Origin of the sequence: Halalkalicoccus subterraneus, from assembly GCF_003697815.1 — an archaeon.
Taxonomy (GTDB): domain Archaea; phylum Halobacteriota; class Halobacteria; order Halobacteriales; family Halalkalicoccaceae; genus Halalkalicoccus; species Halalkalicoccus subterraneus.
In genome coordinates this window covers 1-14575 of sequence record NZ_RDQG01000007.1, presented here as the reverse complement: position 1 = coordinate 14575, position 14575 = coordinate 1, and the positions used below count along the sequence as shown (strand labels likewise).

Below are 14575 nucleotides of genomic sequence, written 5' to 3'. Positions count from 1 at the left end.
GGTTCGCCGCGAACACAACGGATTTCCGAGTGGCCGTCGTCGTTCCGAGCATGGTAGACGTAGACGACGCCGCACCCGACTTCACCGCACCGCTCGCGAACGGCGACGTCGAGCCGTTCACGCTCTCGGAGAACCTCGGGGACGGCCCCGTCGTGCTGGCGTTCTTCCCCGGAGCGTTTACGAGCGTCTGTACCTCGGAGATGAACACGCTCCAGGACGACCTCGACCGACTCCAGGAGAGCGGCGCGACCCTGTCTGGAGTGAGCGTCGACACCCCCTTCGCGCTCAACGAGTTCCGCGAACAGGAGGACTTGGAGTTCGATCTGATCAGCGACACGAACAAGGGGATCATCGAGGACTACGACGTCGAGATGGACTTCGCGGACATGGGGTATCACGGCGTCGCCAAACGTGCGGTGTTCGTCCTCGATTCGGATGGCGAGGTGACCTACGCCTGGGTAAGCGACGACCCTGGCGCCGAACCCGACTACGACGAGGTCGCCGAGGCCGCAAGCGACGCCGCGTAAAGGGGGGTTTTTCTACCTCGCGGACGGATCGCCGGATATGACGGAGACGAGCGCCAACAGACGCTACGATCCCGACGCCGACCACGCCTTCCCCGACGAGCGGGTCAACGATGTCCTCTCGTTCGTCGAGAACGACGAGGAGATCCAGGCGTACCTCGAAGCCCAGAACGTCAACCCGGTCACCCGGATGCGCTACAACGACCACGGCGAGAAACACATCGAGATCGTGCTCAACCGCGCGCTCTGTCTCTACGACCTGCTCAAGCGCGGCGGCGTCGAGTTCAATGGCGCACGCGATCAGGGCCTCGAGGAGGCCGACGAGGCGGTGATCCTCGCGCTCGCCGCGAAACTCCACGACATCGGCCACGTCGTCCACCGCTCGGACCACACCTACTACTCGATCCCACTGGCCGCGGACGTCCTCGACCGGATCCTCCCGGAGTTCTACGGGATCGGGGAACAGGTCCGGATCAAGGGCGAGGTGCTGCACGCGATCCTCTGTCACCATACCGAGGAGGTCCCGCTGACCCGCGAGGCGGGCGTCATCCGGATCTGCGACGGGTTGGACATGGAACGCGGGCGCTCGCGCAATCCCTACGAGCGCGGCGGGCGGGGAATCAACACCGTCTCGAGTCAGGCGATCCAGCGCGTCGTGCTTCACGAGGGCGAGGACGTCCCGGTTCACGTCGAGATCGAGATGACCGATGCCGCCGGGGTGTATCAGGTCGACAGCCTGCTGAAGGCGAAACTCGACGACTCCGGATTGGAGGAGTTCGTCCGGATCGTCGCACTCAACACCAGAAGCGAGAACGAACTCGTCGAGCGCCTCGAACTCTGAGGCGCGCGTCAATGACACCGCTTAACTGAGGTCGAGCCGTCGATCAACTATGGTAGAGGTTCTTCTCGTCGTCGGTATTCTCGTTGCGGCGTTCGTCGGCTATAACATCGGTGGCGCGACGACCGGCCCCGCCTTCGGCCCCGCGGTCGGCTCGAACGCGATCTCGAAGGTCGGAGCAGCGGCGTTAATGACGGTGTTCTTCTTCGTCGGCGGGTGGACCCTCGGCCGGGAGGTCGTCGCCACGCTGGGCGGAGACATCGTCCCGAGTTCGCTGTTCAGCCTCGAGGTCTCCATTACGGTGCTCTTTTTCGTCGGAGGGGCGCTGTTCGTGGGCAACGTCTTCGGCGTACCCGCCTCGACCTCGATGAGCGCCGTCGGCTCGATCGCGGGCCTGGGGATCGCGACCGGCGAGATCAACTGGGCGACGATGGGCGTGATCGTCACGTGGTGGCTCGTCGCGCCGGTGATCGCCTTCTGGGTCAGCGGGGTCATCGGGCGGTACTGCTACGGCTATCTCAACCAGATGGTCGCGATCCCGCGCTCGGACGAACCGACGTTCGTCATCGACCGCTCCGGGTCGATCCCGCGGGTCACGACCGGCGAGAGTGCGAACCGCCGGGAGGTCGTCGGCACGTTCGTACTGATCGCGATCGGCTGTTACATGGCGTTCAGTTCGGGGGCCAGTAACGTCGCCAACGCGGTCGCCCCCCTCGTCGGAAGCGGCGATCTGGCGATGAACCCCGCGATTATACTCGCGGCCGCGGCGACCGGGCTGGGAGCGTTTACGATCGCCAGACGCACCCTCGAAACGCTCGGCAACGACATCACCGACCTCCCGCTGACCGCCGCGATCATCGTCGCGGTCGTCAGCGCGACCATCATCTCGTTGCTGTCGGCTGCCGGCATCCCCGCGAGCTTCGTCGTCGTTGCCACGATGAGCATCATCGGTCTGGGCTGGGGGCGCGCGACCCGTACGACGACGATCTCGGCTGGCGTGCGCGGGCGCGAGCCGACCAACGTCTCTGTCGGTGCGCTGGCGGCCGATCGCGAGGGCGAGACGCTCCCGAAGATCGGGGACGAACGGCCCGAGGAGATCCCCAAAACCGCTGACCTGTTCGACCCCCAGACGACCGCCCGCGTCATCCTCCTGCAGAACTTCGTCCCCGCACTCGCGACCGCCGGCGCCTATCTCACGTTCCGGTTCGTACCGCTGTTCGGCCTGTAGTCACGCAACCGCCCGACCCGCTCTCGGTTGCTCGTCGTCACCCTCCGCCCGCAGAGCCCACGGCCCATTTCGAAAGCGCGGGCCCGGACGAAATCGTATCCACTTTTCATCCGGCGGGTGGTTGGCGGACGTATGCAGATCCTCGTCCCGGTCGACGGCTCGGACAGTAGCTTCGACGCGCTCCGCTTCGGCATCGAGTTCGCCCGCGGGTTCGACACCGACCTGGCGGTCGTACACTTCGCCGCCGAACGGACCGAGGAGACCGACGAGCTGTTCGAACGCGTCCGGGCAGCGCTCGCGGAGGGCGGTCTCGACGTCGAGCCCGAACTGATCGAGACCGAGGTCGTCACCGAGTCGGGGGCCGCCCGGAAGGTGGGCGAGCGGATCGTCGACCTCGCCGAGCAGCGGGGCTACGACCACGTGGTCATGGGGCGGGCGACCAGCGGGCGGCTCGAACGGTTCGTCGTCGGCAGCGCGAGCGAGGCGGTCATCGAGGAGAGCGACCTGCCCGTGACGCTCATCCCGTGAGACGGCACGCTCCGGGTACATCCTTTTGGGGCTGAGTGACGGATCACGTCCATGACCGGTACCACGAGCGAGCGACGCTCGATCCTGCTGTGGGGCGGCGTTTTCGGATTCGGACTCGGCGCACTGCTCGACGTGATACTCTTCCACCAGATCCTTCAGACACACCACCTCCTGTCGGGGTTCTACGACCCGCTGACCTACGACGGGCTCCGGACGAACGTCATGTTCGACGGGCTGTTCTCGCTGTCGATGCTCGCGATCGCCGGCGTCGGCGCGGCGGTGCTCTGGCGAACCGTCAACCGGGCGAACCGTCCCCTCTCCTCGCTCGCCCTCGTCGGTGCGTCGCTGGTCGGCGCGGGCGTGTTCAACCTCTTCGACGGGGTCGTGGACCACTACCTGCTCGGGCTGCACGACGTGCTTCACGGTACCGAGGTCTGGAACCCCCCATGGGTCGTCGTCAGCCTGCTCCTGCTCGGAGCCGGGCTGGCCGTGCTGCGACGTGCCGCGCCGCCCGTCGAACCGCGCGAGCCGGCTACGGAACCCGCAGACTGAGCGCTCTGAGGTCGAACAACGCCGTCTCGTAGCCCTCGTGGCGCGCGACCTGTGGCGGCACGTCGAGATCGACCGCGATCGTCGTTCCCGCCGAAAGCGGGTCGACGACCGCCCCGTAATGGTGCCCGAACGCCGGGTGAGTCGCCTCGGTCAATGCGAGCGATGTGGTCCCTGACGGGCGTTCGATTCGTGCCGTAAACGACGCGAACGGCAGCGGGAACCCGTTATATCGGGTTCGCGGCGAGACGAACAGGTATCGCCCCGAGGTGTGGTCAGCTCGCGCGACGACCATCCGATAATCGCCACGGATCTCGTCGGCGAGCACGGCCGGAAACGACGCCGGCGACGGGGACATCGTAATCGGCGGGTGACCGCCCGGCCCGGTGTGGGCCGCCTCGTCGCGACTGTGGCCCATCGGTTCGACGGCACCGGGGCGTCCGCGGCGGGACTCCTCGATGATCGTCTGCTCGACCCCCTCGATCTCGTCGGGCACGTACTCGAACTCGACGGTCACCGTCGTCGGCTCGAACGCCTCCGAGAACCGCCCGGTCCCGCGGGGAAGCACCCGGATCACGACACGATAGCGTCCGGCGTCGGGGAGCGCGACGTTGTCGCCGTAGTGAATGGCCATGCGCTGTGAGAGCATCGGCCAGAGGGCGCGATCGAGCACCCGATCGTCGCCGCGGCGGATCGAGACTCGGACCTCGGCCGGAACGAACCGACGGGTATCGGGCTCCAAGACAGACACCATCAGGTGGACCGAGTGGGCCTCCCGCATGGCGATCTGGTTCGTCTCGCGGCCGGCGATCGTCCAGAAGCGATGCGGACGGGTCGCCGAGACCGAGAGTGCGTACCCGTCGGTCCCGACCGTCCCCCAGTCGAGCATGCCGTCGACTTTCGGCGGGACGTAGATCTCGTCGGGACGGTCGACGACCAGATCACGCCACGCCGACTCCGAGCCGAGGGTGTCGAGTCCGTCGAGACAGCCTGCGAACGTCGCTCCGCCGAACAGAGCGACTCCGGAGCGGAGCGCGGCACGGCGTCGCATACCGACTCAGCCGAGGTTGAGCGAGTCGAGGTCGAAGCGGTCCTTCGCCCGGTCGAGCAGCGCGTCGATCCGGTCCTGAAACTCCTCGACGGAGCGCTCGACGTAGTAAACCTTTTCTTTGGGGATCCGGCGGACGATGTCGTTGCCCACGTCGTCCTCGCCGGCTTTGACCTGCCAGTGTTCCTGGAAGAAGACGATGTATTCGTTTTCGACGGAGATCTGATCGACCTCGCCGTCGGGCGCTTCGAAGACGATCGTCGCGGTACCGAGTTCGGGGTCAGGAACGTCCATCTCGTCCATATCCGACGAACGCCCGCCAGCGGGAAAACCCTGAGGCATGCTCTTCCCGTCACCCCGATTCGATCGGGAGAGCCGGCGCTCGCCGGAAGAGGACGCGTTCTCGAAAGGGGTTCAGTCGATGTGGCCTTCGCGGCGTAGCTGGTCCGCGTCCTGACCCTTATACCGCCACTCGATGTCGGCTTTCTCGTCCTGCCAGTCCCAGGGCTCGATCAGGACGACGTCTCCCTCGTTGATCCAGGTGCGAAAGCGCATTCGACCGGGGATCCGGCCCATGCGCTCTTTGCCGTCGTTGCACTGGAGTCTGACGCGCCCGCCACCGAGCATGTTGGTGACGACGGCGAACATCTCGTCGTCGTCGGGCATCCGGAGGTTCTTTCGGCCGCCTTCTTCGCTCATGGGTGAAATATGTGCGGCAGACGGTTAAATAGTGTGTTGGGGGCCGCTCGTGCGGGCGACGACGTTGCCGGATTCCGACTCGATAGGTCTCAATTGAATTACGGATATCTCCGGAGAAATACTAAGGTACAAAGCCGGTGCTCTCGTGGAAATCCCATGGTTGGGTTCTGGGGCCAGATCGGTTTCGAGCCACTGCGGGCCACCCGTAGCGAGCGGCTCACGGCCGATCTCCAGTGGACGGGTCGAGAGGCCCTCGAAGAGCACGCGGACGAGGACGTACAGGTCGGCATCGCCACGCACGCGGGCGGCCCGGCGGCGATGGCAAATCGGGGCGACACGGTCGTCTGGCTGTGGGGGTCGATCTGGGGGTTCGAAGGGCCGGACGGCTACACGACGGTGGACCAACCGGCGGCGGCCTACTGTGCGTCGCTGTACGAGGAACGTGGTCTCGGTTTCGTTTCGGGGCTCAACGGAACGTTCGCCGGGGTCGTTTACGACCGCGAGGACCGATCGGTGTCGTTGTTCACCGACCGGTTGGGGAGCCGGCCGATCTACTACTCTCGCAGCGACGACGGCGTCGTGTTCTCGACGAACGTACAGTCCCTCCCGACACACCCGGCCGTCGAAACCGGGTTCGACGTCGAGTATCTCGCGGAGTATTTCACCCTCCAGCGCACGTTCGGCGTGAAAACGCCGCTTTCGGGCGTCGAACGCCTCCAGCCGGGATCGGTTACGACCGTTTCCTTGAGGACGGCGTCGATGGAAACGGACCGCTACTGGCACCCGCACCGCGATCCGGTCGACGAATCGCCGGCGTACTTCTCGCGACGGCTCGCCGAGACGCTCGTACGCGCAGTCGAGGAGCGGACCGACCCCGAAACGGAGTACGGGCTGCTTCTCAGCGGTGGGAGCGACTCGCGGCTGACGCTGGCGGCGCTACGGGCGGCCGGCCGGGACGTCCGGTGTTATCACCTCGCCGACTGGGTCAACCCGGAAGCGAGGATCGCGAAACGGGTCGCTGAGGCCGCGGACGCCCCGATAACACTGCTCAAGCGCGGCCACGACTACCAAGCCGGCGCGCTCGAAAAGACGCCGCAGGTCGGAAACTTCGTCGGTTACTTCAACCAGATCCACGCCTCGGGATTCGAGGAAACCCTCCGCGAGGACGTCGAGTACCTGTTTACGGGCCACTACGGCGATATGCTGTTCAAGGGCAACCACGTTCCGACGCCGACGGTCGATCTGGGCGCGCTCGGCTCGTTTTCACTGCCGGTCGAAAGGGACATTCGAAGCGTCGGGGCGTTCGTCGACGGACGAATCTCCGAGCCGCCCTCGTATATCAGCGGGGCGCTCTCACGAAGCATGCGGGAGATCTACGCCGCAAACGTCTCCGACGAGGGCGATCGGTTCGTCGACCACGGGGCCGAGTACGGGTCGGTACGCGAGGCGACGATCTGCAGCCGGTGTCCCCTCACTAACGGTACCTCCCAGTTCTTCTACTACGGGACGCTTCAGACGATGCCCACCGGAACGCCGTTTCTCGACAACCGGCTCGTGGATCTGTTCCTCTCGACGCCCGTTTCGACGCTGCTACGCGGTGATCTGATCAACAGGGCCGTCGAGCACCTCGATCCGGAGCTCGCGGCGATCCCCCATGGGAGTACGAACGTGGCACTGTCGGCCCCCTCGGCCCTGCAGGAGGTGGGTCGGGTCGCGACGGCGTTCAAGCGCCGTCACCTCTCGGCACCGCTCGAAGAGCCCCACTGGACGGCCGGCCCGTGGACGAACCACGGGGAGCTCATCCGGACGCAAAACTTCGTCCGCGAGACGATCGACGAACACGAGGAACTCATCCGGTCGCTGCCGTTTCTGAGCTGGGCGGGCGTCAACGAGTGTTACCGGGACCACCTCGCGGGCGCGGACAACCTCGCGGCGCTGTACACTCTCGTGACCTTCCTACGGATGCCGGTCACGCGGCGCCTTGCCCGGGATAATCGGACCGCCGCCCCGACGCCGTAATCGGCTACTCGTCGCACTGCCCGCGTATCGAATCTGGCGTTCCACACTTGTTTTGCGGCGGTTTCATCCCGCGCGGCGTTGTTCGCGACACGCTATCGCGGTTGCTCGCGGAGGCGAATCCAGAGAAGTGCGCCGGCCGGGAGTTGAACCCGGGTCGATGGCTTGGAAGGCCATAGTCATACCGCTAGACCACCGGCGCAAGCTCACTCCGTTCGCTTGCGCCGAGAATCACAAATCCGAAGGATTCGTTCATCACCGGCGCTTCACACCGAACTGCTGTTGGTGCGAGGGGCGAACGCAGCGTACACCACAGTATCGCCGCCCCGGTTAAGGACCTTACTGTTTCTCTCGCACCACCGCATAGCAGTTTCCGCTCGAAACCTCGACCGAGTCGAGCGCGAGCGCGCTGGCCGCGACATCGGCCTCGAACTCGTCGGGCGCGTAGATGTGATAGAACCGGGGGACCGTCTCGCCGCCCGGCAGCGTCCAATCGACGGTCGTATCGAACCCCACCTCCGAATCGAACGTCCCGTGGGCCGTGCTCCACGCGCTCACCAGCGCCCGGCCGTCGGGCGCGAGCACCCGCGCGAGCTCGTCGAGGCTCGCGACCCGCTGCTCGCGAGTCGGGAGGTGATGGATCGTCGCGACGTAGACCGCCAGGCCGACGCTTTCGGCCCGTAGCGGGAGTGTAGCCGCATCGCCCTGTACGAGATCCACGTCGAACTCTCGGGTTTCGGCGCGCGTGCGGGCTTCGGCCAGCAACCCCCGACTTACGTCCACGCCGACGACGCGCTCGGTACACGCGGCGAGCAATTCCGCGTGTCGGCCGTTCGCACAACCGAGATCGAGACCCATGGCCCCCTCCGAGCCGTCGAGGAACGCCTCGACCTCGGGCCAGGCGTACTCGCGGGTCTTCGCGAAATGGCTCGCGATGGCGTCGTAGGTCTCGCGGACGGTTCGCGGGTCGTCCATAGGGTGGATCGGAGCGTCGGGGGCTAAACGCCTCCGATCAGCGTCGTGTCGATGCCGTCGAAGTTCACGCCGGTGGTCTGGAGCCCCACCTGTTCGAGGTGCGGGTACTGGTATATCATATCTGTATGATTATCGTAAGCTACCGACCGAACGACGACGGGCGTTACGTTCTTGGCTACGCGGTTCGTACGACCGGACGACTGATGAGGCGCGATTATTTCACGCTCGATGTTCGCGGGGTCGACTGGGTCGAGGAGGGGGGTTCGCCGTCAACGCCGACGGTCGTAATCGACTTCGAGGGGCCGGCCGACGAGCTCGAAGAACGCCTGACCGGGTTCGACGGCGAACTCCTCTCGGCGGGACAGACCGACGTCGCCCTGCGCCTCCAGGGCGACGTCGACGAGGAGGGGACCGTCGGTGTCGTCAGCGTGACCAACCGCGTCACCGGCGATTTCGTTCTGGAGCTCAACGAAACCGCAAGCGACGTGTTGCGGTTCATTCGCGCCGCCCGGGCGTACGGAAAGGAAGCCGACTCCGACGAGCGCTACCGGGTGGACATCCTCGTGAACGGCGAGGAGCTGGTCACCTACGACAAATCGACGTTTCTGGTCTACGACCGCGAGGGGAGCCTGCTTCGCCAGCACAGCCTGATCCCCAGCGGCGTCGAGCTGTGATCGACGGAACCTATAGGCGTCCCCCCCAACGCCGGATCGTATGATTCGTTTCGGAACCGCGGGTATCCGCGGCCCGGTCCGCGACAGCGTAACGCCCGCGACCTGTCTCGCCGTCGGACAGGCTGCCGGCGAGGCGGGAATGACCGTCGTGCTCGGACGTGACGGGCGCGAAACCGGCGGGGCGCTGGCCGACGCGATGGCCGCCGGCCTCGAAAGCGCCGGCGCGGACGTGATCCGGCTGGGCGTCGTCCCGACCCCGACGGTCGCCTTCGCCTCGCAGGATCGGTACGGCGTGATGCTCACGGCCTCACACAACCCGCCGCCGGACAACGGGATCAAACTGTTCGAGGACGGCGTCGAGTACGACCGTGGAGCGGAAACGAGGATCGAAACCGCCCTCCAGGACGGGACGAACCCGGCGGAGTGGGACGCGTGGGGCGAATCGACCACCGAGAGCGTTCTCGATCGCTACCGGGAGGCGGTCGTCGAGTACGCGCGCCGGTTCGAGGGCGACCCCGTGGGGCTGCGCGTCGCCGTCGACTGCGGAAACGGGATGGCGAGCGTCGCGACCCCTCAGGTGCTTTCGAATCTCGGGGCCGCAGTCACGACGCTGAACGCCAACGTCGACGGACACTTCCCCGGCCGCGGAAGCAAGCCGACCCCCGAGACACTTTCGGACCTCCGGGCGTTCGTCGCGGATGGACCGTACGACGTCGGGATCGGCCACGACGGCGACGCAGACCGGATCGTGATCGTCGACGAATCGGGCGAGGTGGTCCACGAGGACACGATACTGGCGATCCTCGCCGAACGCTACACGCGAAAGAACGACGCGGCCGACCCGGTCGTCGTGACGACGCCGAACGCCTCCGCGCGGATCGACGAGCGCGTCGAGGCCGCGGGCGGGCGCGTCGAACGCGTCCGACTGGGCGCGCTCCACGAGGGAATCGCCCGGGTTCGCGAGTCGGGCGGGACGGTCGCATTCGCCGCCGAACCCTGGAAACACATCCACCCCGCCTTCGGCGGCTGGATCGACGGGGTCGCGAGCGCCGCGATCCTCACCCGACTGGTCACCGACGCCGGGGGGATCGCACCCCTGCGGGAACCGATCACGGAACGGCCGTATCGGAAGGTGGCCGTCGACTGTCCCGACGAGAGAAAGGAGGCGACGATGGCGCGCCTCGAAACGACGCTTCCGGCGGCGTTTTCCGAGGCCGCAGTCGAGACGGACTACGGCGTTCGTCTCGAACGACCCGACGGATCGTGGCTCCTCGTGCGGCCAAGCGGCACCGAACCCTACATCCGACTGTACGCCGAAAGCGAGGAGATCGATGCCCTGATCGCCGAGGCTACCGCGGTCATCGAGTCGGCCGTCGACGGATAGGCCTTTTATGATACCGCCGTTCGTACTCGAAGCATGAACGTAGCGGATCTCATTCAAGCAGCCCGCGAGGCGCACGCCGAGGCGCACGTCCCCTACTCGGAGTACCGAGTCGGGGCGGCCCTCGAAACCGTCGATGGCACCGTTTTTACCGGGTGTAACATCGAGAACGCGAACTACTCCAACAGCCTCCACGCCGAGGAGGTCGCAATCTCCCAGGCCATCGCGACGGGCCACCGCGATTTTTCGAGACTCGCCGTGAGTTCCGACCGCCGCGACGGCGTCACACCCTGTGGGATGTGCAGACAGACCCTCGCGGAGTTCTGCGACGAGGACTTTCCCATTCTCTGCGATCGCGACGGCGAGTACGACGAGTACACCCTCGGGGAACTGCTCCCGAACACGATCACCCAAGCGCACCTGGAGTAGGTTTTAGACTCCCCCGGTCCCATACGTCCCATGACCTGTCCGTATCTGGAGTACAGAGACGAAGGGGACGGCCGCTCGTTCGAGACTGCACGCGCATACTGCGGTGCCGCCGACGGGTTCGTCCAACCGATGCGCGCCGACGTCTGTAACGACCGCTACGATCTCGATCACACGACCGACTGTGAGATCTACCGCGCACACGAAAATGGGCTATAGCGACTACTTGGCGGGCGAGCCGCTGATCATCACCGTCGCACCGACCGGCGGCGTCCACGGCAAGGAGACCCACCCTGACCTGCCCGAGACCCCCGCGGAGATCGCCGAGACGGCAGCGGCCTGCGAGGCGGCCGGCGCGTCGGTGATCCACCTGCATGCCCGCCGGAAGAACGGCGAGCGCTCCTTCTCGCGCGAGCGCTTTCGGGAACTGACGACGGCGGTTCGCGAAGCCACGGAGGAGATGGTGATCCAGCACTCGACGGGCGGGACCGGGGTCCCCCTCGAAGACCGACTGGAGCCGCTTCGGACGGACCCGGCCCCGGAGATGGCGAGCCTCGACATGGGGCCGGTGAACCGGTATCATCACCTGACGAGCGAGAACCCGAGAGGAACCGTCGATACGCTCCACGAGAAGATGCATGAGCGAGGGATCAAACCCGAGCTGGAGGTCTTCAACCCCGGCCATCTGAACGAGGTCGAGGCGTTCCTCGACCGTACGGAAATCGAAGACCCACCGTATCTGGGCGTGCTCTACGGCGGCGGGACGCTCACGCCGGCCCATCCGCGGAACGTCCAGAACGTCGTCGACAACCTGCCCGCGGGCGCAGCGTTCAACACACTGGCGATGGGGCGTCATCAGCTCCCGCTGACGACCACGAGTGTCCTGCTGGGCGGCCATGTGAGGGTTGGCTTCGAGGACAACGTCTATATCCGCGCGGGCGAGCAGGCGGAGAGCAACGCACAACTGGTCGAACGGGCTCAAAACATCGCCGAGCTGTTGGGCCGGCCGGTCGCCACGCCCGAGCAGGCGCGGGCGATCCTTGGCGTCCAATGACGCGGTTATTTGCGCCGCGGGCGCAAAGCCCGCCACATGCCAGCCGACGACAGCGAGGACCCCAACGCGGAGGTACAGTACCACATCGAGGTCGGACCCGATGACGTCGCGACCTCGGTCCTCCTCCCGGGTAACCCCGAACGCGTCGGGACGATCGCGGAGTTCTGGGACGAGTCGGAGGAAAAGGGCCACCACCGCGAGTACCGAACCCTGACCGGGAGCTACGACGCTGCGCCCATCAGCGTGACCTCGACGGGGATCGGCGGGCCTTCAGCGGCGATCGCCGTCGAGGAACTCGCGCGGATCGGCGCGGACACGTTCATCCGGGTCGGCTCCTGTGGCGCGATCCAGGAAGGAATGGACGTCGGCGATCTGGTGATTACGACGGGCGGGGTCCGACAGGAGGGGACCAGCGACGAGTACGTCCGCGAGGACTACCCAGCGAGCGCCGACCACGAGGTGGTTTGTGCGCTGATCGCCGCGGCCGAACGCCTCGGTTACGACTACCACACCGGAATCACGATGAGTGCCGACTCCTTCTACGCAGGACAGGGTCGGCCGGGATTCGAGGGGTTCGAGGCCGCCGGGAGCACGGAGTTAGTCGACGATCTCAGGGAAGCCAACGTGAAGAACATCGAGATGGAGGCCAGCACCATCCTCACGATCGCGAACGTCTACGGGCTACGCGCGGGCGCGGTCTGTTCGGTCTACGCGAACCGGATCACCGGCGAATTCAGGACGGAAGGCGAGGGACGCGCGAGCGAGACGGCGTCACTCGCGGTGAAACTGCTCGCGCGGATGGATGAGGTGAAGGCGGAGGCCGGTGCGGAGCGGTGGCACGCCGGGCTGAGTCTGGAGTGAACTGTCCGAATTGATTTCTGCGGACGCGGCGAGCGAACGAAGGGAGCGAGCCGCGCTTTTTGGTGCAGGTTATTTGCTCGGAGCGGTTCGCGCGAAGCACGAACCCGACGAGTAAAAAGGTCCGTTGCTAGAGGTACTTCCAGGCGCGCTTCGCGCGCTTCGCCGAGGAGACGTCCTTGATCCAGCGGGCCGCGACGGCCTTTTTGAGGGTTTCGGCGCCGATCCAGCCGAACGTGTTGATCGGCATCGCCTGGACGTTGTGGGCGACCGCGCGATTGCCCACGGAGATGAGCGTCCCCTTGTCCTCGAAGGTCCAGGTCTTCAGCGGGCGACCCTCGCTCGCGCGGGCGATGTTCTCGCCGACGAGCTCGGCGGCCTGCCAGGCGGCCTGTGCGGTCGGCGGTGCGGGGGTCTCGCCCTGGTCGACGATCGCCGAGTCGCCGATGGCGAAGACGCGCTCGTCGTCGGTCTGGAAGGTCGATTCCGCGACGACGCGGTTGTGCTCCTTCTCGACGTTGGCGTTTTCGAGACATTCCCGTCCCGTAATCCCGCCGGTCCAGACGAAGACGTCGTACTCCAGTGGCTCGCCCTCGTCGAACTGGATGGTCTCCTCGTCGGCCTCGGTGATCGGGTCGTCGGTCATGATCCCGATGTCGGCGTCGAGCAGGCGTTTCTTGACCGCGCCCTGCAGCTCGGGGTTCTGGCCGGGCATGATCTCGGGCAGCGCCTCGATCAGCGAGATCTCGATGGGTGCGTTGTGCTTATCGCGGAACTCCGCGACCTCGCCGGCGGCCTGGATCCCCGAGAGGCCCGCGCCGCCGATGGCGACCTGTGCGGGCTCCTCGCGGGTCGCGTCGCGCGCGGCGGTTTTTACGGCGTCGTGGATCGCCAGCGCGTCGTCGAGACTTTTGAGAGTGAGCGAGTGCTCGTCGAGACCGGGGATGCCGTAGTACGCAGTATCGGAGCCCAGCGCGACCAGCACGTAGTCGTAGTCGACCTCGGTGCCGTCGTCGAGCGAGACGATGCGCTCGTCGGTGTCCAAATCGGTGACTTCGCCCTCGATGAAGCGCGTAGCGGGCGATTTGATCTCCTCGACGGGGATGGTGATGTGATCGCGAACCGAGGGATCGCGGATCACACGGTGGGACTCGTGGAGGACGAGGTGGTAGTCGGTATCGGAGATCCACGTGATCTGTGCGTCGCTCAACTCGTTTTCGAGTTCGGAGATGGCTCCGGCACCGGCGTAGCCCGCTCCGAGCACGACGACCTGCTCTGTCATGTCTGCCCCTCTGCGAGCCACCGATACAAAGCTGTTGAAACCCGAATCGGGGTGTGAGTAGTTGACAGTCTAGTGGTCGGCGTCGTCGTCAGCTGGAGCCCTCATATCGTCGATACGAAGGATCAGGATGTTGTTGGTGTCGTCCTTTCCGTCGACGGATCCCTCGATGAGCAGCCGCGAGAGCGGCGTCGGACCGACGATCACCGAATCGCCCTCGTGGAAGTCGCGAACCGAGCCCTGGATATGGATCTCCGCCCGGCAGAGTTCGGGGTGATGAACGCTCGAGAGGTCGATCTCGTCGACGTTGACGCCCTCGACGGGCTCGCCTTCGTGTTCGAGCGGGACCGCGGCGGGCTCGTCCATCTGCTGGACGTCGAGGGCCTCGTAGGCGGTGGCGGTGGGCTTGTAGCCACCCTTCGGCCCGGGAACACCCTCGACCAGTTGCAGGGCTTTCAGGCTCTGCATCTGGTTGCGGATGGTCCCAGGATTGCGATC

The 14575-nt window shown here is 65.9% G+C and carries 18 protein-coding genes and 1 tRNA gene; 12 read left to right on the top strand and 7 right to left on the bottom strand.

What is annotated here, in order from left to right:
• The first annotated feature begins 50 nt into the window (after positions 1–50).
• The 5 genes from EAO80_RS01890 (at position 51) to EAO80_RS01870 (ending at position 3670) form a co-directional block, all read left to right on the top strand.
• A complete protein-coding gene (locus EAO80_RS01890; RefSeq protein WP_122088309.1) occupies positions 51–527 on the top strand; it encodes a redoxin domain-containing protein in 477 nt (158 codons plus the stop codon).
• A 37-nt stretch (positions 528–564) separates the two neighbouring features.
• Positions 565–1365, top strand: a complete 801-nt coding sequence (locus tag EAO80_RS01885) for an HD domain-containing protein (RefSeq protein ID WP_122088250.1) — start codon at positions 565–567, stop codon at positions 1363–1365.
• Between the two features lie 49 nt (positions 1366–1414).
• Complete coding sequence (locus EAO80_RS01880; RefSeq protein ID WP_122088249.1) at positions 1415–2590, top strand: inorganic phosphate transporter; 1176 nt, start codon at positions 1415–1417, stop codon at positions 2588–2590.
• 132 nt (positions 2591–2722) lie between these two features.
• A complete protein-coding gene (locus EAO80_RS01875) occupies positions 2723–3118 on the top strand; it encodes a universal stress protein (protein ID WP_122088248.1) in 396 nt (131 codons plus the stop codon).
• 51 nt (positions 3119–3169) lie between these two features.
• Positions 3170–3670 carry a DUF2243 domain-containing protein gene (locus tag EAO80_RS01870; RefSeq protein ID WP_122088247.1) on the top strand — a complete coding sequence of 167 codons (501 nt, stop codon included), beginning with the start codon at positions 3170–3172 and terminating at the stop codon, positions 3668–3670.
• Here EAO80_RS01870 and EAO80_RS01865 read toward each other — a convergent pair.
• The 3 genes from EAO80_RS01865 to eif1A form a co-directional block, all read right to left on the bottom strand.
• The gene (locus EAO80_RS01865) at positions 3651–4718 is read right to left on the bottom strand and encodes an iron transporter (RefSeq protein WP_122088246.1); all 1068 of its coding nucleotides are present in this window, start codon (positions 4716–4718) and stop codon (positions 3651–3653) included. The genes EAO80_RS01870 and EAO80_RS01865 overlap by 20 nt on opposite strands.
• Positions 4719–4724: 6 nt before the next feature.
• On the bottom strand, positions 4725–5018 hold the full coding sequence (locus EAO80_RS01860; protein WP_122088245.1) for a hypothetical protein: 294 nt from the start codon (positions 5016–5018) through the stop codon (positions 4725–4727).
• Between the two features lie 111 nt (positions 5019–5129).
• Positions 5130–5414, bottom strand: coding sequence for a translation initiation factor eIF-1A (gene eif1A, locus EAO80_RS01855; protein WP_122088244.1), 285 nt, complete (start codon positions 5412–5414; stop codon positions 5130–5132).
• A 156-nt stretch (positions 5415–5570) separates the two neighbouring features.
• On the opposite strand from eif1A, the gene EAO80_RS01850 reads away from it, so the two are divergent.
• The gene (locus EAO80_RS01850; protein ID WP_122088243.1) at positions 5571–7433 is read left to right on the top strand and encodes an asparagine synthase-related protein; all 1863 of its coding nucleotides are present in this window, start codon (positions 5571–5573) and stop codon (positions 7431–7433) included.
• Between the two features lie 128 nt (positions 7434–7561).
• On the opposite strand, the gene EAO80_RS01845 is transcribed toward EAO80_RS01850, so the two are convergent.
• Positions 7562–7632: transfer RNA gene (locus EAO80_RS01845), tRNA-Gly, on the bottom strand.
• 137 nt (positions 7633–7769) lie between these two features.
• Entirely contained in the window at positions 7770–8405 is a 636-nt protein-coding gene (locus tag EAO80_RS01840) for a class I SAM-dependent methyltransferase (protein WP_122088242.1), read from the bottom strand.
• 203 nt (positions 8406–8608) lie between these two features.
• Between EAO80_RS01840 and EAO80_RS01835 the strand changes: the two genes are divergently transcribed.
• From EAO80_RS01835 to EAO80_RS01810, 6 genes are read left to right on the top strand one after another with little or no spacing between them, the layout of a single operon-like run.
• Positions 8609–9079, top strand: coding sequence for a DUF5793 family protein (locus EAO80_RS01835; protein WP_122088308.1), 471 nt, complete (start codon positions 8609–8611; stop codon positions 9077–9079).
• A 40-nt stretch (positions 9080–9119) separates the two neighbouring features.
• A complete protein-coding gene (locus EAO80_RS01830; protein WP_122088241.1) occupies positions 9120–10463 on the top strand; it encodes a phosphohexomutase domain-containing protein in 1344 nt (447 codons plus the stop codon).
• A gap of 33 nt (positions 10464–10496) precedes the next feature.
• On the top strand, positions 10497–10889 hold the full coding sequence (gene cdd / locus EAO80_RS01825) for a cytidine deaminase (RefSeq protein WP_122088240.1): 393 nt from the start codon (positions 10497–10499) through the stop codon (positions 10887–10889).
• 30 nt (positions 10890–10919) lie between these two features.
• On the top strand, positions 10920–11105 hold the full coding sequence (locus EAO80_RS01820) for a hypothetical protein (RefSeq protein ID WP_122088239.1): 186 nt from the start codon (positions 10920–10922) through the stop codon (positions 11103–11105).
• Positions 11095–11940 (top strand): BKACE family enzyme, encoded by an 846-nt coding sequence (locus tag EAO80_RS01815; RefSeq protein WP_122088238.1) that lies wholly within the window; start codon positions 11095–11097, stop codon positions 11938–11940. The genes EAO80_RS01820 and EAO80_RS01815 overlap by 11 nt, the downstream gene beginning before the upstream one ends.
• Positions 11941–11976: 36 nt before the next feature.
• Positions 11977–12801: a nucleoside phosphorylase gene (locus EAO80_RS01810; protein WP_122088237.1), complete on the top strand. Its 825-nt coding sequence runs from the start codon at positions 11977–11979 to the stop codon at positions 12799–12801.
• A 127-nt stretch (positions 12802–12928) separates the two neighbouring features.
• Here the strand turns inward: EAO80_RS01810 and EAO80_RS01805 are convergent, their stop codons facing one another.
• Together EAO80_RS01805 and EAO80_RS01800 are read right to left on the bottom strand one after the other, a co-directional pair.
• Positions 12929–14080: an NAD(P)/FAD-dependent oxidoreductase gene (locus EAO80_RS01805; RefSeq protein ID WP_122088236.1), complete on the bottom strand. Its 1152-nt coding sequence runs from the start codon at positions 14078–14080 to the stop codon at positions 12929–12931.
• A 69-nt stretch (positions 14081–14149) separates the two neighbouring features.
• The coding region (locus tag EAO80_RS01800; RefSeq protein WP_122088235.1) for a TrmB family transcriptional regulator at positions 14150–14575 on the bottom strand (426 nt) is incomplete at its 5' end.